Below are 21,264 nucleotides of genomic sequence, written 5' to 3' on the forward strand. Positions count from 1 at the left end.
CCGCGAGGCGGCGGCCGAGGCGGCCGCGGCCGCGCCGACCGCCCCGCGCACCCCCGCAGAGGACGTCCTGCGCACCCTGTTCGCCGAGGTCATCGGCATCGACCGGGTGGGACCGGACGACAACTTCTTCTCGGTCGGCGGGCACTCCATGATGGGCGTGCGGCTGGTGAACCGGATCCGGGCCGTGCTCGGCCTGGAGGCGCGCATCCGCGACCTGTTCCTCGCCCCGACACCGGCCGGACTGGCCGTACGGCTGACGCGGGAGGGTGCCGGTTCCGGGCGGGCCGCGCTGGTGCCGGTCCCGCCGTCGGAGCGGCCGGATCCGGTGCCGCTGTCGTACGCGCAGCGACGGCTGTGGTTCGTCGACCAGCTGGAGGGGCCGAGCAGTTCCTACACCATTCCCTTCGCGCTGCGCCTGGACCACCCGCTGGACCCGGCGGTGCTGGCCGACGCCCTCGCCGACGTGGCCGGTCGGCACGAGGTGCTGCGGACGGTGTACCCGGCGGTGGACGGGCAGCCGCACCAGCGGGTGCTGGACGCGGCGCGGCCGCTGCTGGACCTGGTCGCCGTCCCGCCGGAGGGGCTCGACGCGGCCCTCGACGCGGCGGCCGGGCACGTCTTCGACCTCGCGTCGGACCTGCCGTTGCGGGCCGCGCTGATCGACGTGGCGGACCCCGCGGGGCCCGCTGCCCCGGCCGGGGTCGGCGGCCAGGTGCTGGTGCTGCTCGTGCACCACATCGCCGCCGACGGCTGGTCCACGGGTCCGCTGCTGGCCGACCTGTCGGCCGCCTACGAGGCCCGGCTGAGCGGCCGTGCTCCCCACTGGCGGCCACTGCCCGTGCAGTACACCGACTACACCCTGTGGGAACGGGCTTCCCTCGACGGCGAGGCCGCCGCCGGACACACCGCCTTCTGGAAGCGGACGCTGGCCGACGCGCCCCCGGTGCTGGCGCCGACCGCCGCCCGTACCCGGCCCGCCGAAGCCTCGCACCGGGGCGCCGCGACCCCGCTGGACCTGGACGCCGCCACGCACGCCCGGCTGGAACGCCTGGCCCTGGAGCACGGCGCGACCCTGTTCATGGTGGTTCAGGCGGCCTTCGCGGCCACCCTGACCCGGCACGGCGCGGGTACCGACCTGCCGCTGGGCACGGTGATCGCCGGGCGGGACGACGAGGCCCTGGACGACCTGGTCGGCTTCTTCGTCAACACCCTGGCCCTGCGCTGCGACACGTCCGGGGACCCCGGGTTCGACGAGCTCCTGCTGCGGGTGCGGGAGAGTGACCTCGCCGCGTACGCCCACCAGGACCTCCCCTTCGACCTGGTCGTGGAGCAGCTGAACCCGGTGCGCTCCACCGCCCACCACCCGCTGGTCCAGGCCGTGGTCCAGGTGCACCCGGCCGAGCCGCGGACCCCGCCGGGGTCGGCCCTGGCCGGAACCCCGCTCGGGTCGGCGTCGGGGTTCACCAAGTTCGACCTGACCGTGTCCCTGCGCGAGTCGCGGACCGCCGACGGGGCCCCGGCCGGGCTGGCCGGCGTACTGGAGTACGCGACGGACCTCTACGACGCGGCGACCGCGGCCCAGCTGGCCGCGCACCTGGCGCGGACGCTGCGGGCGGTGGCCGAGGACCCCGGGCAGCGCATCGGGGACATCCGGCTCCTCTCCGCGGAGGAGGAGTTCCGCCTGGTGAGCGAGTACAACGACACGGCGACCCCGCGGGCCGGGTGCGGGCTGGTGCACGAGCGGTTCGCCGCGCAGGCCCGCCGCACCCCGGACCGGACCGCCGTGTCGTACGAGGAGGAGACGCTCACCTACGCGGCGCTGGACGCCCGGGCCAACGCCCTCGCCCACCGGCTGCTCGCGGTGGGCGTGGGCCGGGACGCGGCGGTCGGCGTCCTGATGGACCGGACCCCGCACCTGCTGGTGTCCGTGCTCGCGGTGCTCAAGTGCGGGGCCGCCTACGTGCCGCTGGATCCGCGGCTGCCCGACACCCGGGTCCGCATGATCATGGAGGACGTGGCGGCCGAGGTCCTGCTGACGACAGGGGCGCACCTCGGCAAGGAGGCGGTGCGCCGGGAGGAGGCGTCCGGGGTCCGGGTGCTGGCCGTGGACGCGCCGGAGACGGGCGGGGCGCGGCCCGACCCCTCGGATCCGGGTATCGCCGTCGGCGAGGACGCCCTGACGTACGTGATGTTCACCTCCGGCTCCACCGGCCGGCCCAAGGGGGTGGGCGTCACCCACCGCAACGTGGTGGAGCTGGTCACGGACCGCTGCTGGAGCCGGGCCAACCACCGCCGGATGCTGGTCCATTCGGCGATCGGTTTCGACGCCTCGACGTACGAGCTGTGGGTTCCGCTGCTGAACGGCGGCCAGTTGGTCATCGCCCCGGGCGACGGGACCGACGTCGCCGAGCTGGACCACACCATCCGCACCTACGACGTCAGCGCCGCCTACTTCACCATGGGCCTGTTCCACATCATGGCCGACGAGGGCCTGGACACCCTCAAACTCCTCGACGAGGTGTGGACCGGCGGTGACGTCGCCTCCCCCAGCGCCCTCCAACGGGTCCTGGACCACTGCCCCGACACGGTCCTCGTGCACTCCTACGGGCCCACCGAGACCACGTTCGCCTCCCACCAGCAGCGCATCCCCGTGGGGCAGCGCACCCTCCCCGGCGTCTACCTGGGCGCGGCGCTGGACAACACCCGGGTCCACGTCCTGGACGCGCGGCTGCGGCCGGTGCCGATCGGAGTGGCCGGCGAGATGTACATCGCGGGGACGCAGGTGGCGCGCGGCTACCTCGGCCGGCCGGGGCTGACCGCCGAGCGGTTCGTCGCCGACCCGTTCGGCGCGGACGGCGGCCGGATGTACCGCACCGGCGACCTGGTGCACTGGACGCCGGAGGGCGAACTGCGCTTCATCGGGCGGGCCGACGGCCAGATCAAGCTGCGCGGCTTCCGGATCGAGCCCGGGGAGATCGAGGAGACCCTCGCCCGCCATCCGGGCGTCGGGCAGGTCGCGGTGGTCGTCTTCGAGGACGGCCCGGGCGGCAAGCGGCTCGTCGCGTACGCCGTACCGCGCGCCGGCCACGGCCTGACCGGCGAGGAGCTGCTGCGCTGGGCGGTGGGCGAACTGCCCGAGCACATGGTGCCGTCGGCGGCGGTGCTGCTGGACACGATCCCGCTGACGGTGAACGGCAAACCGGACCGCAAGGCCCTGCCGGCGCCCGCCGTCGCCGTACGCCCCTCGGGCCGGCCCCCGCGCACTCCGCGTGAGGAGGTCCTGTGCGGGCTGTTCGCGGAGGTCCTGGGCGTGGAAGGGGTCGGCATCGACGACAACTTCTTCGGCCTGGGCGGGCATTCGCTGCTCGGGGTGCGCCTGGTCAGCCGGATGCGGACCGTACTGGGCCTGGAGCGCGGGGTCCGCGACCTGTTCCGCACCCCGACGGTGGCGGGGCTGCTGGGCGACGAGCCGACCGGCTTCGACCCGATGGGGGTGCTGCTGCCGCTGAGCACCCGCGGATCGCGGCCACCGCTGTTCTGCGTGCACCCCGGAACGGGCGTGGGCTGGCCGTACGCCGGCCTGGCCCAGCACCTGGGGCCGGACCAGCCGCTGTACGCGATCCAGGCCCGGGCGCTGAGCGAGCTGGGCCACTCCCCCGGGTCGGTCGAGGAGATGGTCGCGGACTACCTGCCGCTGATCCGCGAGGTCCAGCCGCACGGCCCGTACCGCTTCCTGGGCTGGTCCTTCGGCGGCACGGTCGCCCACGCGCTGGCCGTACGGCTGGCGGAGCTGGGGGAACGCACCGACCTGCTGGCCATGATGGACGTGCACCTGCTGCCCGCCGAGCCGGTGCGGCGCCGGATGACCCCGGCGCAGAAGCGGGACATGCTGGTCGGCGACGCCGCGGACGGGCCGGCCGACGCGCCGTTCGACGTGGACGCGCTGATCGGCCTGGTACGGCTGAAGGACCCGGTGCTCGGGGCGTTCTCGGACGCCGAGATCCGCTCCGTGATCGGCGCCTCCATCAACCACGCCGAAATCATGAACCTCTACTCCCCGCGTCCGGTCGCCACCGACATGCTTTTCCTGGCGGCACTGGAGGACGGGGAAACGGAGAACATCCTCGCGCAGCACTGGATTCCCTATGTGGAAGGCCGCGTGGAGAATCACCTCATCGGGGTCCCGCACACCAGAATGGGCGAACCCGAACCGCTTTCCCGAATCGGCCGTATTCTTTCCGATAAATTGAGGAGCCTGTCATGACCAATCCTTTCGACGACACCGAGGGCACGTTCCGCGTCGTGGTCAACGCCGAGGGGCAGCACGCCCTGTGGCCCGACTTCGCCGAGGTCCCCGCAGGCTGGGACACGGTCTGGGGTGTGGGAACGCGCGCGGACGCCCTCGCCTTCGTGGAGCTGAACTGGACGGACATCCGCCCGAAGAGCCTGGTGAGCCAATACGCCTGACCGTTCCGCTTCCACCGTGAGAGCCGTGCCCCGCAGTGCGGGGCGCGGCTCTTCCGCATTCCCGGAAGGCCCGGATCGACTCCCTTCCTCATTCCGCCATCCTGCCGGTCCGACTGCCCCTTGCCGGGTGCGCGGCTTTCTATATTGATCCGTATGCGAAGAAGGAATGTGAACATCTTGCTGACGGGTACGGCCTCGGATTCCCACACCTGGAATCTCGTCTATCTTCAGCTGCTCCTGGAGGAGCTCGGGCACCCGGTCCGCAATCTGGGTCCCTGTGTCACGGACGAGCTGCTCACCGGCGCCTGCGCGGCCGGGAAGCCCGGTCTCGTGGTCATCAGCAGTGTGAACGGGCACGGCTACCGGGACGGTCTCAGTGCCGTGCGCGCGCTGCGCGGGGCCGGCTTCACCCTCCCCGTCGTCATCGGCGGCAAGCTCGGCGTGGCCGGCACGGCCGACCCCGAGCAGCGCCGTCGCCTCCTCGACGCCGGCTGCGACGCCGTCTTCGACGACGGCGACGTCAACGCGCTGCGGACCTTCCTCACCTCGCTCGACGCCGCTGCCGCCGCCCGGGCCGTCGCATGACCGCCGCCACGCTCGCCGCACCGAACGTGGCCCCCCTGCCCGTACCACCGCCCTTCCCGTCGTTCGGCGCGTTCGTCGCCGCCGCCGCCGCTTCCGGGCAGCTCGTCGTACAGCCCCGCATGGGCTTCGGCGATCCGCGCCGGATGCGGGCGGGGCTGGAGCGCACGAAGTCCGCCGTGGCCACCACCGTCGGCACCCTGACCATCGACAGCTACACCCGCGTCGGGGACCACGCCGCCGCGCGCGCCGCCCTCGCCGAGGGCACCCCGCTCAACGGCTATCCGATCGCCACCCACTCCGCAGAACTGACCCGTGGTCTGCTGGCGGGCGTGCTGGACGCCGGGTTCCCCGTCCAGGTGCGGCACGGGTCCTCCCGGCCCGAGGCGATCGTCCGGGCGCTGGCCGCCGCCGGGCTGGACGCCACCGAGGGCGGACCGGTCTCGTACTGCCTGCCCTACGGGCGGACCCCGCTCGCCGAGTCCGTGGACAACTGGGCGCGCTGCTGCGAGCTGCTGGCCACCCTGGTGCCCGCGGCGCGCGTCCCGCACCTGGAGAGCTTCGGCGGCTGCATGCTCGGCCAGCTCTGCCCGCCCGGGCTGCTGGTGGCGATCAGCCTGCTGGAGGGGATGTTCTTCGTCCGGCACGGCATCCGCAGCGTGTCCCTCAGCTACGCCCAGCAGACCGATCCCGCGCAGGACGCGGAGGCCGTACGGGCGCTGCGCCGGCTGGCCGGCGAGTTCCTGCCGCCGGACGTGGACCGGCACGTCGTGCTCTACACCTACATGGGGGTCTTCCCGCACACCGAGCGCGGGGCCACCCGGCTGCTGGAGGGCTCGGCGCGGCTCGCCGTGTCGGCCGGGGCGCAGCGGCTGATCGTGAAGACCGCGGCCGAGGCCCACCGGATCCCGACGGTGCTGGAGAACGTACGGGCGCTGGAAACAGCCGCGGCCACCGCGGCGCTCACGGCCCCGGCGCGGGAACCGGCGCGGCCGGCGGACAGTGAGGTGTACCGCGAGGCGCGGGCCTTCGTGGAAGCCGTGCTGGAGCTGGGCGAGGACCTCGGCCGGGCCCTGCGGACCGCGTTCGCCCGGGGCGTGCTGGACGTCCCGTACTGCCTGCACCCGGACAACGCGGGGCGCTCGCGCAGCTTCGTCGACGCGGCCGGGCGGCTGCGGTGGTCGCAGACCGGGGCGATGCCGGTGGCCCCGTACGCGCCCCCGGGCGGGCGGACGCTGGCGCCCGTGCGGTCGATGACCTCGGACGGGCTGCTGGCCGCCCTGGGCCGGGTGGCCCGGCGCTACGACGACGGGGCCGACACCGCGTCCCGTACCGAAACCGAAACCGGAACCGATACCAGAACCGAAGCCGAGCCCGCCGGCGCTGCCGCCGGATCCGCCGGCGCGCGCGGTCCGGCGTGAACGGCTCCGCGCACCTGCCACCGGGCCGCTCCCTGCCCGACCGAACTCGACCGATCCCCAGACGAACAGGAGCCGACATGGACCTCCCGACCCCTCCCCCGCTGGCCGCCCACCTGCGCTCGCCGCAGCTGCGGTCCGCGATGCTCGTCCAGCAGGAAGCCCTCCACGCCGCGCGGCGGTTCCTGCGCGGCGAGGGCTTCGTGGAGCTGCTGCCGCCGCTGGTGGGCCCGGTCACCGACCCGGGCGGACGCGGCGCCAAGGCGCTGGACGTCGACTACTACGGGCAGCCGTACAAGCTGATGACGAGCGCCATCCTCTACAAGCAGGCGTCGTTGCAGGGCTTTCCGCGGCTCTTCTACATCGCCCCGAACGTCCGGGTGGAGCCGCCGGAGACCGCGGCGACCGGCCGGCACCTGGTGGAGTTCCACCAGATCGACGTGGAGCTGGCCGGCGGCAGCCGCGCCGACGTCCAGGAGCTGGCGGCCGGTCTGCTGACCAGCGTGGTGGACCACGTGTGGACGGCCGTGCCCGAGGTACTGCGCGAACTGGGCCGCGACGAACTGGACTTCGCGGAGCTGCGGTCGGGGAAGTTCGACTCCTGCACGCACGAGGAGGCGGTGGCGCGGCTCGTCGGGCAGGGCCATCCGCAGAGCCCGGACGCGGAGATCGACTGGGCGGGCGAGAAGGTCCTCTCCCTGGAGGCCGACCGGCCGTTCTTCATCAACGACTACCCCAAGGGATCGCGCGGCTTCTACGACCGCGAGGACCCGCAACGCCCCGGTGTGCTGCGCAACTTCGACCTGATCGCGCACGGCGGCTTCGGCGAGCTGGTCAGCGGCAGCGAGCGCGAGTCCGGCTACGCCACGATCGTGACCCGGATGCGGGAGAGCGGGGAGAACCCGGCGAAGTACGCCTGGTATTTGGAGATGGCCCGCGAGGGCATCGAGCCCAGCGCCGGCTTCGGGATGGGCCTGCAGCGCCTCGTCCGGTTCCTGACCGGGCTGGACGCGCTCTGGCAGGTCAGCGCCTACCCGAAGCTGCCGGGGGTGATCGCGCCGTGAGCGGGCTGGGTGCGCCGGGCTTCCCGGAGCGGGCGGTACGGGCCCGGGCCCGGGCGGGCACGGCCGAGGTGTTCCCGGCGGCGGACGCCTACGGGGCGGAGCTGTTCGGGGCGGGCGGCGGGCGGGGACCGGCCGGTGGCGCGGACGCGCCCGACGCGCTGGACGCACCCGACGCGCTGGACGCGTTGCGGATCGCGCCGCCGGTCTTCATGCCGCGGCGGCTGGAGAAGCTGATCGACCTGGGCCGCGAGCCCTCGTACGAGGACGTGGACCTGCACACCTCGGTCGGCGGCTTCGCGGCCCGGCTCCCGCTGTACCTCTCGGCGTTCGGGTCGACCCGGGCCGGCAGCGGGGACCTCGGGGTGGCGGCCGGCCGTCAGGCGGCCAGGCTCGGCATCCCGATGGTGATCGGCGAGAACATGGTGCCGGTGCACGGGTACGCCCGGGGCGGCGCGGACGGGGCCTCCCGCTCGGCACTGCTGGAGCGCGTGGCGGCGTACGCGGAGGCCGCGCCGGACGGGACCGGCGGCGTCGTGGTCCAGCAGTCCACCGAGGACGCCGACTCCGAGGTGTGGAACCTCCTCTACAGCGACCCGGGGACCCGGGCACTGCGGGACTCGGGCCGGCTCGGCTTCGAGCTGAAGGTCGGCCAGGGCGCCAAGCCCGGGCTCGGCGGGATGACGGTGGTGGGCTCGGCCGAAGCGGACCGCCTGGCCGGGCGGTTCGCCGTACGGGACCTGCTGGGCGACGGGGCGGGCCGGCGGTTGCGCTGCGCGACGCCGGGCACCTTCACCGAGGAGATCGTCCGCCAGCAGCTCCGGTTCATGCGGAACAACTTCCCGCTGGCCCGCACCTGGGTGAAGTTCCACCCGGGCCGGGACATCGCGCGGGCCGCCGCGACCGCGTGGGCGGCGGGCGCCGACGCGGTCACCGTGGACGGCGCCGAGGGCGGCACCGGCTGGGCGCCGAAGGTGTTCCTGGACCAGGTCGGACTGCCGCTCGGGGAGTGCCTGCGCCGGATCGGCCGGCCGGGCGGCGACCTCCTCGCGACCGGGCGGATCTGGGAGGGCGGCCGCGCGGTACGGGCGCTCGCGCTCGGCGCGACGGCGGTGGGCCTGGGCCGGGCGGCGCTGCTGGCGGTGGACGAGGACGGCGAGGCGGGCCTGGTCCGGCTGGCGGAGGCCCTGGCGCTGGAACTGCGCCTGCTGGTCAGCGCGGTCGGGAAGTACCGCGTCGCCGACCTCGGCCCCGAGGACCTGTGGTCCCCGGACGCACCGGTCCACGCCACACCCCCGGCGGTCCCCCTCGGGAACCCGGCATGAACGCCCCCCGCCCCGCCCGCGGCGGCCACGCCCTCACCCGGCGGCCCGCCGCGGGACGGCCCGGCCCGGGGGCGGGCGGAGCCCCGTCGGCCGTTCCGGGCGGGCCGGGCGGGCCGTGGGCCGCCCGGCGCGGTACCGGGCGCCGGGTCGGGCTCCGGGTCGGTCGGCGCGGGCCGGGCGGGCGCCGGGGGCGCGTTGCCTGCGTGCGCGGACGGTTCCGGCTCTCGGAGGTCCCGGGGGTCACCGTGGGCCCCGTTCCCGGAGCCGGCTCCGCCGACGTGGCGGCCACGGCCGCGTACCGCGCCCTCGGCTCGGCCGGCCTCGGCCACCTCGGCGGCCGTCTGGAACTGCGCACCACCGGCTCCGCACCCCGGAGCTCGGACCTGGCGCGCGCCGCCCGCCGGGCCGTCGCCGCCGCCCTGGCCGGCCCCCACCGCGGCTGAACCACCCCCCGCCTACTCACTCCTCACTCCTCACCCCTCGCCTCGCCTCCTCACCCCTCCGTCCTTCACCCCTCGCAGAGAACAGGTGCACCATGGACACCCCCGCACAGCAGGCCGAACAACCGCAGGCCCCGCGGCCGCAGGCATCGGCGCCGGTCCAGTGGGGCCGGGTCGGCTCCCTCGTCGGCGGCCAGGCCGCCGTCCAGCTCGGCAGCTTCGCCCTGCTCATCGCCATGAACTGGACCGCCGTCGAACTCGGCGGCACCCGCGCGGTCACCCTGCTGATGCTCGCGGCGACCGTGCCCCGCGCCCTCATGCTGATCTTCGGGGGGGCGGTGGCCGACACCCTCGGGCCGCGCTTCGTCCTCCTGCGGACCACGGCCGCCCGCGTCGTCCTGCTCGCCGTCGGAGCCGTCGTCACCGCCGGTACGCAGCAACTGTGGCCGCTGGTGGTGATCGCCCTGATCGAGGGCGTGCTCCTCGGGCTGGCCGGACCCGCCTCGGGCGTCCTGCTGCCGATGTTCGCCCGCGGCGACCAGCTGGCCCGCGCGAACTCCCTCTACGCCATGGTCCTGCGCGTCGCCCCCATCCTCGGCGCCCCGGCCGGAGCCTTCCTGATCACCGTCGGCGAACTGTGGCTGGCCATGGTGGCCGGCGCCGTCACCGGCGCGATCTGGCTCGGCTGCCTGCTGCACGTCACCCACGGCTTCGTCCGCCCGAAGCCGGAGCCCGGCGTCTCCCTGGTCAAGCGGTCGGGCGACGGGTTCCGTCTGCTGGCCCGCAACCCCCGGCTGCGCTGGATGTTCATCGCCGCCCTCTGCCTGGACCTGGCCTTCAGCTGGCCGGCCGAGGTGGCGCTGCCGCTGCTGGTCTCCGAACGCGGCTGGGGCGTGGGCGCCGTCGGCATCGTGCTGGCCGCGTTCAGCGTGGGCGCCCTCGGCTCCAGTGCCGTCGGCGCCGCGATGGCGCACCGCATCCCCATGTTCGTACGCCTCGTCGTCACCGGGGTCGGCCTCGCCGCGGGCATCCTGGTGATGGCCCTGATGCCGTCCGTGACCTCCCTCACCGCCGTCGCCGCCGGGGTCGGTCTGCTGTCCGGGCTCAACGGGCCCGCCATCGTCACCCTGTACCAGCAGTCCGCCCCCGAGGACCGGATGGGCGCGGCGATGTCGACCCTCTCCCTGGCCGGCATCGGCACCGCCCCCATCTCCATCGCCGTGTTCAGCTCGCTCTCCCTGGTCCTGGGTGTCCAGACCACCTGGCTGCTGTGCGGTGCCATCGCCTTCGTCTCGCCGCTGGCGGCGGTCATTGCCCTGCGCCACCCCGCGCGGGCCGAGGAGCCGGCGCCGGTGGAGCAGCTCCCCGTCCCCGCGGCCGTCTGAGGAGGACCCGATGGCACTGGTCACACGGCAACTCCTGCTGCCGGAAAGGCTGTCGGACCCGGGACCGGCCCGGGCCGTCCTGGTGGCCGCGAGCCCGCAGCTGTGGCTCGTGGACACCACCGGCTATCGGGTGCACGCCGCCCGGCACGCCCCGGGCACGCTGGACGCGCAGGAGCTGGCGCGCGCCGCCGAGTTCGTACGGGCGGCCGACCGCGACTCGTACGTCTGCGCGCACGTCGCGCTGCGGCGGCTGCTCGGCGCGTACCTGGGCCTCGCCCCGCGCGAGGTCACCGTCGAGCGGGCCCCCTGCGCCCACTGCGACGAGCCGCACGGGCGGCCCGTACTCCCGGGCGGCGCGCTGCACTTCTCGCTCTCGCACTGCGCCGGGATCAGCCTGCTGGCGTTCGCGGACGCCCCGGTCGGGGTGGACGTGGAGGAACTGGTGGCCTCGCGCACGATTCCGGAGCTGTCGGACGTACTGCACCCGCGGGAGGCCGCCGAACTGGCGGTCCTCCCGGCCGGGGAGCGCTCGCCCGCCTTCACCCGGGTGTGGACCCGCAAGGAGGCATACCTCAAGGGCCTGGGGGTCGGTCTGTCGGAGAACCCCGCCGCGGACTACGTCGGCTCGGGCCCCGTCCCGGCCCCGCTGCCCGGCTGGACCCTGTCCGATGTCCTGGTCCCGGAGGGTCACTGCGCGGCCCTCGCCCTGCGGACCCCGAAGTCCGGCCGGCCGGGGAGCGGCGCGGAATGATGCGGGCGTGCTGCGGTCGTGTGGCGGTCGGAACGGAGTCCTCCGGGTATCGACGTGTACGGGCGCCCTGGGCCGCCTGCGCGACGCGGTGCGCTGACGCGCCCCCGACCCGCTCCGGCCGGTGACCCCGGTCGGGTCAGCTCAGAATCCGGCGATGCGGGCCGCGAAGAAGCCGGCGAAGAGGACGGCGCCGAGCACGATGAGCGCCAGCAGGAACCGGGGGTGCTCCCACAGGCCCCCGTCGGGCCGCTCGGGGTGGGCCTCGGCGATGGAGCCCTCCGCCGGGGGCGTCTCCTCCGGCGGAACCAGGTGTGCGCTCATGGTGCCCTCCTGTGCCCCCCGCGTCGCATGCCCCCGCCTTCCAGTATGAGAACCCCCGGGGAGCGCGCGCCGCACGCAGCGTTCGTGCAGCGCTTCGCCCGGGCGCGTGAAGGCCACAGGGCCGTTCGGGCGGCGCCGCTGCCCCGATTCCGGCTGGCGGCCCCGGGCAGGCATGGCGTCGCCGGGACGGGGCAGAAGCCGATCGCGAGAATAGGAGAAAAACATGATCGCACTCGGAATCGTCCTGTTGATCATCGGCTGGCTCCTCGGCATCTCCATCCTCTGGACCCTCGGCATCATCCTGGTGGTCATCGGTGCCGTCCTGTGGATCATGGGGTCCGTCGGTCACGCGGTCGGCGGGAGGCGTCACTACTGGTAGCCGTCCGGTCTCACGCGCGTGCCTCCCGGCCTCAGGCCGGGAGGCACGTGCGTTCCGCCCCGCGGGCCAGCCCGGCGTAGACCGAGGCGAAGGCCGAGGCGGCCGCCTCGATGGAGTAGTCGCCCCGGACGGTCTCGGCGGCCCGTTCCGTCATCGCGGCGACGGCGGCGTCCGGCAGCGCGAGCAGCCTTTCCACCCCCCGCGCCAGCCGCGAAGCCGAGGACGTGTCCAGGAGCAGGCCGTTGACCGTGTCCCGGAGGTAGTGCGGTACGCCCCCGCGGCCCGTCGCAGCGACGGGCAGGCCCGCGTCCATGGCCTCGAGGACCGCGATGCCGAACTCCTCCTTCGCGCTGGGGCAGATGTAGTGGGCCCGGCCGGTGCGTCCGGAGCGGGCCAGGGCGCGTTCCAGGCAGCGCACGTCGGCGTTGGGCAGGGCGGGGACCAGGGCGAGGCGTGCGGCGGCCTCGGGATGGGCCGCGCACAGACCCGCGATGGCGGTGCGCACCTCGCGTTCCGCCGCGTCCGCGGTGTCGGCGCGGGCCGATCCGCCGACGACGACCAGCGCGGAGCGCAGGTGGAGCCCGGATTCGATCCAGGCGCGGACCAGCACGTGCTGCTGCTTGAGCGGGTGCAGTCGGCCGACGGTCAGCAGGAGCGGCAGTCCCCGGGCCGCCGGGTCCAGGGCCGCCGGCCGGTCCCCGGTGCTGAAGAGCCGCTCCAGCAGGCGTTCGCCGCGCGGGTGCTCGTCGGGCAGGGGCCGGTGGGCGGTGATGCCCTCCGGCGGTGCGGCGGGCCCCCTGCCGTCCCGTACGTCCGCCAGCTGCGGGAAGTGACGGACCAGCTCGGCCGTGCCGCCGGGGCCGGGGATCCCCACGACCTCGTCGGCCCGCTCGACGAGCCGGTCGGCCGCGAAGACGCGGTGCAGGTCCTGGCGCAGTTCCTCCCGGTCGGCCGCCGTACGGGCCCGGTCGCCCGCGTGACGCTCGCTCACCCGGCGGTGCGGGTCCGGGGTGGCCGTGAAGACCAGGCGCGCCCCCAGCCGCCGGGCGGCTTCCGCGACGGCGAGGGAGCCGTCGTCGGCGTACCGGACGTGCACCAGGTCCGGCCTGCGCTCCAGCTCGCCCAGGAGCCGTCCCGTCCACCACGTGACCGCGCCGGCGGCGTCCGCGGCGCCCGCCGTCGTGCCCTCGCCGCCGCTGTCGACGGGCAGGCTCAGGGTCCAGTGTCCGGGGCCGCGCGGGCGCAGGAGTTCCGCCTCCCGGTCCAGGGCCGGGCCCCCGGCGGTCACCAGGGTGATCACCCCGTCGACGGGGGCGGTGCCCGCCAGCGCGTCGCCCAGGCTCCCCAGCAGCACCCCGAGACCGCCGCTGGCCCCTTCGCCCGGGCTGTCCATGGCGCCGAGGAGCATGGACTGGACGATCAGGAGCCCGCCGCCCGCGGGGATCAGCGGGGCGTCGAGCAGTCGCGCGCCCGACGCGGCGGCGAGCAGGAGCCGTTCGTACGGGTCGGCGGCCGTCTCCGGCGCGGGCAGCAGACCGCGGCCGCGGGGGTGCCCCGCGAAGTGCCGCCACAGGGCGTGCCGGGCGGGGCGCGAGGCGAAGGGCTCCCGGTGCCGCAGCCGCGTCCAGTGCGTGGCGTCCAGGGGCCGCAGCCGGCCCGCGGTGGCCAGGTCCAGCAGGAACGCGGCGGTCCGGGGGTCCGTACAGCGCGGCAGTTCCTCGCCCAGGGCGCGGCGGGCCCGGCCGGCTCCGTACCGGAGCAGGGAGCCCGGCCACGCCTCGGCGACCGTGCCGCGTGTACGCCCGTCCCCGTACCGGGCGGCGGCGAGGAGTTCCTCCGGGGCGGTGGCCAGGCCCAGGCGCAGGGCGCGACGCAGGCGGGCGAGCCGGTGGTCGACGGGGTCGCGGAGCGCGCCCCGCTGCGCGGAGGGGAGGTACTCGGCCCGCAGGAAGGGGGCCAGCGCCCCGGACGGGAGCGTGAGCCCCCGGGAGGCGCCGGGCGGCGCCCAGAACGCGCGGCGGACCGAGACGAAGGGATCGGGCCGATCGTGCGGGGTGGCTGCGTCCACGGGGCCCTGCTCTCTCGCTCGGGTGGAGGGTCACCCGTCCTTCCGCCGGTCCCGCGGCTTCGGATGCGGACGTCCCTCCGGCGCCGGGCACGGCCCCGGCCCCGGGGCCCGTGCCCGCGGCGTGAACGGCGGCGGGTTCCGGCGGGAGCCGGGGTGTCGTCACCGTCCTGTCGTCTTCGCCGTGCACCGCCTCCGCATCGGGCCGTACGGCGGAAGAGCAACCGAGAACCCCACGCCGAAAGCCCAACGTCGCGCGCCCGGGGTCCGCGGCGTCCCCCGGGCCGCGCGCCCGGTCCCGACCGACAGAAGTGAGCCCCACATCCCCCGCGTCCACGTGATCGCACCCCCCTTCCGGTCCCACGCGCAACCCCTGTCCGTGCTGGCCGGCGAACTGCGGGCCGCGGGCGCCGAGGTGCGCTTCGCCTGCGCCGAGGCGTTCGCGCCCCTGGCCGGGGCCGCGGGCGTGGCCTTCACCCCGCTGACGGTCACCCGCAACGCGAACACGGGCATCGCCCGGCGCACGGAACAGGGCCGCGAGGAGGCGGCACGCCTGGAGGAGTTCCTCGACGCCACCCGCGCGGGCGCCGTTCCCGCGCTCCTCGCCCAGGCCCGGCACCGCCGGGCCGACATGCTGGCGGAACCCGATCGCGTCCTGTCGGAGCTGCGCGCACTGCACGCCCGGTGGCCCGCCGACTGGTACGTGGTCGACCAGCTGAGCTACGCGGTGACGCTCGCGCTGCACTGCCTCGGCCTGCCGTACGCGACGTTCTGCCCGGGACACCCCAGCTACCTCACGCACTCCGCGGGCGCCCTGTTCGGGGTGCCGTACGCCTGGCCGCGGGCGGTACGGCCCGCCGCGGCGGACCTCCTCGCGCTGCACCGGGAGGCCCGGGCCAACGACATCGCCTTCACCGCGCTGTTCGCCGCGTTCGCCGCGCGCCACACCCCGCACCGGCCCGCGCCCGGCCGGGCGTTCTCCCTGAGTTCCCCGCACGCCGTGGTCCTGAACTATCCGCGGCTGGACTGGCTGCCCGGACCGGCGCGGGACCCGCGGTACGTGTTCAGCGGGCACTGCACGCGGGCCGACCCGGCCGGACCGGGCCCGTTCTGGGAGACGGAGCTGCGCCGGCTGCGGCGGGCGGGCCGCCGCGTGGTGCTGGTGGCGCTCGGCACCTTCCTGTCGGCCCGGGAGGACGTACTGGAGACGGTGTGCCGGGGCATCCTCGCGGCGCGGCCGGACGTGTCGGTCGTCCTGGCCGCGGGCGACCGGGCCGACGCGCTCGCGCACCTGGCGGGGCCGCGTACGGCCATCGCGGCGACCGTCCCCCAGCAGGCCCTGCTGTCCCGGGTGGACGCCATGGTCCACCACGGCGGCAACAACTCGTTCACGGAGTGCCTGGCCGCCGGGGTACCGGCCCTGGTGCTGCCGTTCTCCAGCGACCAGTTCGCCATCGCCCACGACGCCGAGCGGTCCGGCGCCGGGCTGTGCCTGGACCCGCACGGGCTGCGCGCCGACGACGTGGGCAGGGCCGTGGCGTCGCTGCTGGACGCCCCGGGACAGGCCCTCGCGGGCCTGAGCCGACAGGTCCGCTCGCTCGGCCCGGCGCGGGCCGCACGGCAGTTGGTGACGCTGATGGCCTGACGACGGCCGCGCGCCCGCCCCGCGGCCACGCCCCGCCCTGATCCGGCACGCGTCGGCCGGCCGGGCCGGTCAGCGCGCCGGTCCGGCCAGGTCCGCCAGCACCTCGCGGGCCGCTCTGGCCCCGGAGGCGAGCGCGCCCTGCACCGAACCGGTGGCACGGTGGTCCCCGCACACGTACCGGCGGCGGCCGGTCCGGGAGGGGCGCGAGAGCGGCCACCGGCCGGTCATGGCCGGCAGCGCCTCCTCGACGGTGCGCACGGCCACCTCCTCCCAGTGCGCGGTGTCCCGCCCGTACACCTCGGCGAGCACGGTGAGCAGCGCCGTTCCGGTACCGGGCGAGCCGGGTCCGAGCACGGAGGTGGCCACCAGGGAGGTGCCGGCGGGCGCGTAGCCGGGCGACACCTCGCTCTGGACGCAGGTGTTCAGGAACCTGCGCGCCGTGTCCGTCACCAGGTCCGGCCCGTATCCGCGCAGGCCGGGCGCCTCGTGGTAATAGGTCGTCACGGTCCGGTACGGCGCCGGCTCGACGCCGTCCAGCAGCCGCCGGGCGACCCCCGGCCCCGTGGCCACGACGACGGCCGCGGCCGCCAGTTCGCCGTGCTCCGCGGTGAGGACGCCCTCGTCGGTGAGCGCGGTGACGGCGGTCTCCAGGCGGACCGCGCCCGGGGGCAGCCCGTCGGCCAGTTGCCCGGGCACCGCCCCGATGCCGTCGGCGGGCAGGCACAGCGTCCCGCGCAGCATGCTGCGCCAGACGAGGTGGAAGACCCGGCCCGACGTCTCGAGTTCGTCCTCCAGGAACACCCCGGACAGGAACGGCCGGAAGAACTCCTCGACGAACGCGTCCGAGAACCCGGCCCCGCGCAGCACCTCCAGCGTCGTACGCTCCCGGCCGCCCCTGCGGAGCAGCGCCGCCGGGGCGCACAGGTCGCGCGCGGACAGTGCGCCGAGGGCGGCCAGGTCCCGGGGGGACACACCACCCGTGAGCAGCTTCCCTACGTCGCGCGGACGCCGGCTGGGGTCGACGAGCCGCCGCAGCCGACCGGCACCCAGGTGGGTCACCACTCCGGGCGTGAACGGCGACAGCCGCAGGGCCCGGAGGTCCATCCGGGCCTTGACCTGCGGATAGGACGTGTTGAAGACCTGGAACCCGCGGTCGATGACGAAACCCCGCACCCGGTCGCTGCGGACCCGGCCGCCGACGCCGTCACCGGCCTCCAGCACCTGTACCGGCAGCCCGGCCGCCACGAGGTCGCGGGCGCAGGCCAGTCCCGCCAGGCCCGCTCCGACGACCAGTACGTTCCGACTCGCCCGACGCGTGTCCACGCTGTCCTCCGCTCTCCGTCCGTCCCCGTCCTCCTGGGTACCGGATACGGGAGGGATTCCGCCGCCGACGCCCCGGAGGATGCACTCCGGGTCCGGTCCGCGGCCCGGTGGCGCCCCCGGGCGCGGGCGGACCGGGTGAACCCCGGGGTGATGGTTTCGCCTGATCGGGGCAGGCACGGCGTATGACACATGCAACTGCCCGTCTGCTCCACCTCGTACGCCGGTACCGGGAGCCGGCCGTCGTCCAGGCGGTCCGCTCGACCGCCGCCGCGGTCGTCTCGTACGTCATCGCGCTGCGGCTCAGCAGCGAACCGGCTCCGCTGACGGCGCCCCTGACCGCGCTGCTCGTCGTCCAGGTGACCTTGTACACGACCCTCACGACGGGCATCCGGCGCGTGAACGCGGTCGTCGCCGGGGTGCTGCTCGCGATCGGGTTCAGCGCTCTGGTCGGACTGACGTGGTGGAGCCTCGGCCTGATCATCCTGGCCTCGCTCGTCGTCGGCCGGGTCGTCAAGGCGGGCGAGTTCGTGCCGGAGGTGGCGATCAGCGCCATGCTGGTCCTCGGCGTGACGCGGGTCGCGGACACGGCCTGGGACCGGGTGCTGGAGACGCTGATCGGCGCCGCGGTCGGCCTCGCGTTCAACGCCCTGTTCGTCCCGCCGGTCTGGGTCGGTCCCGCCAGTGAGGCCATCACCGACCTGGCCGCGCGCATGCGCACGCTGCTGCTGCACATCGGCGAGGAATCGGGCGACACCGTGACGGTCGAGAAGGCGGCCGCCCGGCTGCACGAGGCCCGCCGGCTCGACAACGACATCGCCGAGGTCGACGGGGCGCTGCGGCAGGCCGAGGACAGCCTGCGGCTCAACCCCCGCGTCCGCGAGGGGCTCCTCTTCCGCCTGGTGCTGCGCACCGGGCTCGACACGCTCGAGATCTGCGCGGTCGTGCTGCGCGTGTCCTGCCGTACGCTCACCGACCTCGCCCGGGCCCGCGGCGACGAGCCGCTGTTCCCGCCGAAGGTGGCGCTCGCCCTGAACGACCTGTACCGGCACACGGCGATCGCGGTGGAGTCCTTCGCCCAGCTCATCACGGCCCAGGTCAGCGCCAACGCGGAGGCCGCCGAGTCCCGGCTCTCCGAGGAACTGGCCACCGCCCGCCGCAGCCGCGCGCGCCTCGCCGCCCTGCTGCCGGAGGAGATGGACCGCCACCCCGGGCAGTGGCAGCTGTACGGGGCCCTGCTCGCCGAGGCGGACCGCGTACTGGACGAGCTGAGCGTGGACAAGCGCTCCGAGCGGCTGATGGAGGAACTGGACCGGCACGCGCGGGCGCGCCGCGAGCGCTACCCCCGACTGCACCGCCTCGCCCGGCGCGCCCGGCGCGCCCGCACCCTTGCCCGGTCCCGGTCCGGCTCCGGCTCCGAGTCCGGCGGCGGCTCGCGGTGACGCCCCCCGGGGGAACGTCCCCGACGGCTCAGGGCGCGTGGCCCGGCTCCACGTCCCGGACGTCGCTGTACCGGAGCAGGGCCGGGGGCGGGCCCTCGGCGGGCGGCCCCCCGCTGACGGGGGCCAGGAGGAAACCCACGTGGTCACCGCCCTCGATCTGCCCTTCGACCCGGCCGGTGAACCAGGTGCCGGCCTCCGTGAGGACCGGGCTCCCCTCCGCCCCCGGACGCCAGGGCGTTCGGGTGAACTTGTCGGCCCGGTCTCCGGTCAGGCCGCCGAACAGCCCGGCCAGCGCCGCCTGGTCCCGTCGCAGCAGGTGGACGGTGAGGTGGGAGGCCCCTCGGGCGACGCGGTAGGTGTGGTTCGCGGTGGACAGCCAGACCACGAACCGCGGCGGGTGGATCGAGCACTGCGAGGCGAACCCCACGAGGCATCCCGCGCGCCGGCCCCCGGCGGCGGCCGTGACCACGTACACCGGGCCGTCGAGTACTTCGGTGAAGGCGTCCAGCTCCGTCACAGCGGCTCCTCGTGGTGCGTCCGTACGGGGCGGGTGCCCCGCGGTCACTCCGGTCAAGCGTGCGTCAGCGCGGCCGGTCGCCGCCGTTGCCCCGCCACACCGGCGGCGGCGTTCGAAGCGGAGGTGAGGCCGTGGACCCGGACGTGCCGGGTTCCCCGGGCGGTGGCGAATCCGACGGGCACGCCGGGACGGAAGAAGAGGGGTGAGGCCGGCCCGGCCGGCGACACCCGGGCGGGCCCAGCCCCGCCGGAGCACGCCGAAACCACCAGGAGTCAGCCGTGGCAGCATCCGCGACACCGGACCCGACACCGACACCGAGCCCGTCCCCCGCGCCTTCGCCGACGCCTGGGCGGCGGAGCGGGGCGAAGAGCTGGGCGGCCCTGGCCGTCTTCCTCGCCGTGACCTTCTGCGTCGCCGCCCTGGGCGCCGTCGCCTCCGCCGACGCGGGCGACGTCTACGGGTCGCTGCGACGACCGGCGTGGGCTCCGCCCGGATGGGTCTTCGGGCCGGTGTGGACGGTCCTGTACGCCGCGATCGCCGTCGCGGCGTGGCTCGTCTGGCGCCACCCGGACCGCGCCCGCGCACGGAACGCACTCGCCTGGTGGGGCGTACAGCTCGTCCTCAACCTGGCGTGGACGCCCTTGTTCTTCGGCGCCCGCCAGTTCGGTCTGGCCCTGCTGGACATCGTCCTGCTGCTGGTGGCGGTCACCATCACACTGGTCCGCTTCCAGCGGCTGAGCCGCGCGGCGGCACTCCTGTTCCTGCCCTACCTGCTGTGGGTGGCCTTCGCCACCGCCCTCAACGCGGCCGTGTGGCAGCTGAACACGTAGGGCGGCGGCGGGCACCACGATGCGCGTGTCCGCCTGCGGCGCGGACCGGGGCGGCCGGAATCCGCGTTCAGACCCGGGTGAGGGCGGCGGCGCCGAAGGAGACGTCGAAGCGGTCGCACCAGATCGTGACGCTGGTGTAGGCGGCGGGGTTCACGTCGGCCGGGATCGCGTAGTTCTGGTCGCCCTTGTTGCCCTTCAGCTTGCCGAGGCTCACGTGCGCGCCGTCGTCGAAGACGCGCCAGCCCGCGACACCCTCCAGGACCGGGGCATCGGTCAGCCAGACCCGCAGGTCAGGGCCGTCGCTGGTCGCGAGTCCCTCCAGCCGCAGGGTGTGGGAGCCGTCGGGCAGCCGGATGAGGGCGGCCTTGCCCGTGGTGGCGTGCTCGTGGCTGGTGAACGCCCCGCCGGCCAGCGTCACGGGCGGGGCGGCGGGGCCGGTCGGGGCCGCGGCACCGGACGCGGCGGCGGAGGGGGAGGCGGCCGCGGGCGCGGTGGGCAGGGCCTCGTTGACGGTCGTGTCCTGCCACAGCTTCCAGGGCTGGAACCAGTACAGCGCCGCGCCCGCCACCAGCGCCCCGGCGACGAGCCCGCCCGTGAACAGCCTGCCGCGCCGCCGCTTCGTTCCTGCCGTTGGTGCCGTCGGTGCCGTTGGTGCCGCCACTGGTGCTGCCTCCTCGAAAGAATCAGTCCCCCGTATTCAACGGGTCCGGGACGCCGGGGGCCAGGTCGCAGGTGGTGACGGAAACCTTACGGCGCCCCTTGCCCGCACGCGGTCCGTACGCGATCCGGCCGCGGGAGCGGCGGCATCCGGCGCACCGCGTAACCCGAACCGCGAAGGATCGTTTCTCTTCATGTCGCAGATACACACTCGCGTCCCCCGCGGTGTATGCGGCCCAGGGCCCGGGGAGATCTCCCCGGGCCCTCGGTCCGTCCCGCCCCACGGGAAAACCCCGTGCCCCGGGCGGACTTCGCTCACTACACTCGCCCCACGCACCGCCGACAGGGCGGCGCACCGCTCGGACCGAGTGAAGAGGAAGGGGAGCCGGACCATGTGCACGCACCGCACCGCCGCCGCGTTCGCTCCCCCGTCCCGGTACGACGTGATCCCGGTGTCTCCCGGGGCGCGGTGCCGGCCGCGCGGCCGCCACCGCACCTCCTGACGCTCGCTCAGCGTCCGCCCCCCTCGTCGCCCCTGCCCGCCCGGACTCCGTCCCGGCGGCGTGGCCCGCCGTGCCGAAGCCGACAGAGCCTTCCAGGATTTCGTCATCGTTCACGAGCTGCTGCATCTGCGCTATCGCACGCACGGCAAGCGATTC

At 75.2% G+C, this 21,264-nt stretch carries 19 protein-coding genes; 14 read left to right on the top strand and 5 right to left on the bottom strand.

From position 1 onward, the window contains the following. From ABT106_RS23900 to ABT106_RS23940, 9 genes are all read left to right on the top strand, one after another. The coding region (locus tag ABT106_RS23900) for a non-ribosomal peptide synthetase (protein ID WP_351280786.1) at positions 1-4,264 on the top strand (4,264 nt) is incomplete at its 5' end. Further along, positions 4,261-4,467, top strand: coding sequence for an MbtH family protein (locus ABT106_RS23905; protein ID WP_351280789.1), 207 nt, complete (start codon positions 4,261-4,263; stop codon positions 4,465-4,467). The genes ABT106_RS23900 and ABT106_RS23905, both read left to right, overlap by 4 nt. Positions 4,468-4,620: 153 nt before the next feature. Further along, positions 4,621-5,052, top strand: coding sequence for a cobalamin B12-binding domain-containing protein (locus ABT106_RS23910; protein WP_351280791.1), 432 nt, complete (start codon positions 4,621-4,623; stop codon positions 5,050-5,052). Next, a complete protein-coding gene (locus ABT106_RS23915) occupies positions 5,049-6,470 on the top strand; it encodes a methylaspartate mutase (protein ID WP_351280793.1) in 1,422 nt (473 codons plus the stop codon). Before ABT106_RS23910 ends, ABT106_RS23915 begins: the two co-directional genes overlap by 4 nt. A 77-nt stretch (positions 6,471-6,547) precedes the next feature. Continuing rightward, positions 6,548-7,531: an asparagine synthetase A gene (locus tag ABT106_RS23920; protein ID WP_351280795.1), complete on the top strand. Its 984-nt coding sequence runs from the start codon at positions 6,548-6,550 to the stop codon at positions 7,529-7,531. Continuing rightward, positions 7,528-8,853, top strand: coding sequence for a glutamate synthase-related protein (locus ABT106_RS23925; protein WP_351280798.1), 1,326 nt, complete (start codon positions 7,528-7,530; stop codon positions 8,851-8,853). The genes ABT106_RS23920 and ABT106_RS23925 overlap by 4 nt, the downstream gene beginning before the upstream one ends. A gap of 203 nt (positions 8,854-9,056) precedes the next feature. Further along, a complete protein-coding gene (locus tag ABT106_RS23930) occupies positions 9,057-9,296 on the top strand; it encodes a hypothetical protein (protein ID WP_351280801.1) in 240 nt (79 codons plus the stop codon). Between the two features lie 92 nt (positions 9,297-9,388). Beyond that, positions 9,389-10,678 (top strand): MFS transporter, encoded by a 1,290-nt coding sequence (locus tag ABT106_RS23935; protein WP_351280804.1) that lies wholly within the window; start codon positions 9,389-9,391, stop codon positions 10,676-10,678. A 10-nt stretch (positions 10,679-10,688) separates the two neighbouring features. Then, positions 10,689-11,429 carry a 4'-phosphopantetheinyl transferase family protein gene (locus ABT106_RS23940; protein ID WP_351280806.1) on the top strand — a complete coding sequence of 247 codons (741 nt, stop codon included), beginning with the start codon at positions 10,689-10,691 and terminating at the stop codon, positions 11,427-11,429. Positions 11,430-11,570: 141 nt separating this feature from the next. Here ABT106_RS23940 and ABT106_RS23945 read toward each other — a convergent pair whose 3' ends face one another. Beyond that, entirely contained in the window at positions 11,571-11,750 is a 180-nt protein-coding gene (locus ABT106_RS23945; protein ID WP_351280809.1) for a DUF6480 family protein, read from the bottom strand. A gap of 223 nt (positions 11,751-11,973) precedes the next feature. Between ABT106_RS23945 and ABT106_RS23950 the strand changes: the two genes are divergently transcribed. Then, positions 11,974-12,129 (top strand): DUF6131 family protein, encoded by a 156-nt coding sequence (locus ABT106_RS23950; RefSeq protein ID WP_351280811.1) that lies wholly within the window; start codon positions 11,974-11,976, stop codon positions 12,127-12,129. Between the two features lie 31 nt (positions 12,130-12,160). On the opposite strand, the gene ABT106_RS23955 is transcribed toward ABT106_RS23950, so the two are convergent. After that, positions 12,161-14,197, bottom strand: coding sequence for a glycosyltransferase family 4 protein (locus ABT106_RS23955; protein ID WP_351280814.1), 2,037 nt, complete (start codon positions 14,195-14,197; stop codon positions 12,161-12,163). A gap of 334 nt (positions 14,198-14,531) precedes the next feature. On the opposite strand from ABT106_RS23955, the gene ABT106_RS23960 reads away from it, so the two are divergent. Further along, complete coding sequence (locus ABT106_RS23960) at positions 14,532-15,839, top strand: glycosyltransferase (protein WP_351280816.1); 1,308 nt, start codon at positions 14,532-14,534, stop codon at positions 15,837-15,839. Positions 15,840-15,908: 69 nt separating this feature from the next. Here ABT106_RS23960 and ABT106_RS23965 read toward each other — a convergent pair whose 3' ends face one another. Further along, positions 15,909-17,162, bottom strand: coding sequence for an NAD(P)/FAD-dependent oxidoreductase (locus tag ABT106_RS23965; RefSeq protein ID WP_351280818.1), 1,254 nt, complete (start codon positions 17,160-17,162; stop codon positions 15,909-15,911). 182 nt (positions 17,163-17,344) lie between these two features. Here ABT106_RS23965 and ABT106_RS23970 point away from each other — a divergent pair, with 182 nt between their 5' ends. Then, complete coding sequence (locus tag ABT106_RS23970) at positions 17,345-18,601, top strand: FUSC family protein (RefSeq protein ID WP_351280821.1); 1,257 nt, start codon at positions 17,345-17,347, stop codon at positions 18,599-18,601. 28 nt (positions 18,602-18,629) lie between these two features. Here ABT106_RS23970 and ABT106_RS23975 read toward each other — a convergent pair whose 3' ends face one another. After that, complete coding sequence (locus ABT106_RS23975) at positions 18,630-19,118, bottom strand: flavin reductase family protein (RefSeq protein ID WP_351280823.1); 489 nt, start codon at positions 19,116-19,118, stop codon at positions 18,630-18,632. Between the two features lie 278 nt (positions 19,119-19,396). Between ABT106_RS23975 and ABT106_RS23980 the strand changes: the two genes are divergently transcribed. Continuing rightward, on the top strand, positions 19,397-19,948 hold the full coding sequence (locus ABT106_RS23980; protein WP_351280826.1) for a TspO/MBR family protein: 552 nt from the start codon (positions 19,397-19,399) through the stop codon (positions 19,946-19,948). 67 nt (positions 19,949-20,015) lie between these two features. Here ABT106_RS23980 and ABT106_RS23985 read toward each other — a convergent pair whose 3' ends face one another. Then, entirely contained in the window at positions 20,016-20,549 is a 534-nt protein-coding gene (locus ABT106_RS23985; protein ID WP_351280828.1) for a DM13 domain-containing protein, read from the bottom strand. Positions 20,550-21,168: 619 nt separating this feature from the next. Here ABT106_RS23985 and ABT106_RS23990 point away from each other — a divergent pair. Continuing rightward, positions 21,169-21,264, top strand: a 96-nt coding sequence (locus tag ABT106_RS23990) for a YgjP-like metallopeptidase domain-containing protein (protein ID WP_351280831.1), incomplete at its 3' end; no start/stop codon positions are given.

The sequence above is a fragment of the Streptomyces sp. NPDC002044 genome (assembly GCF_040296725.1).
Lineage (GTDB): Bacteria > Actinomycetota > Actinomycetes > Streptomycetales > Streptomycetaceae > Streptomyces > Streptomyces antarcticus.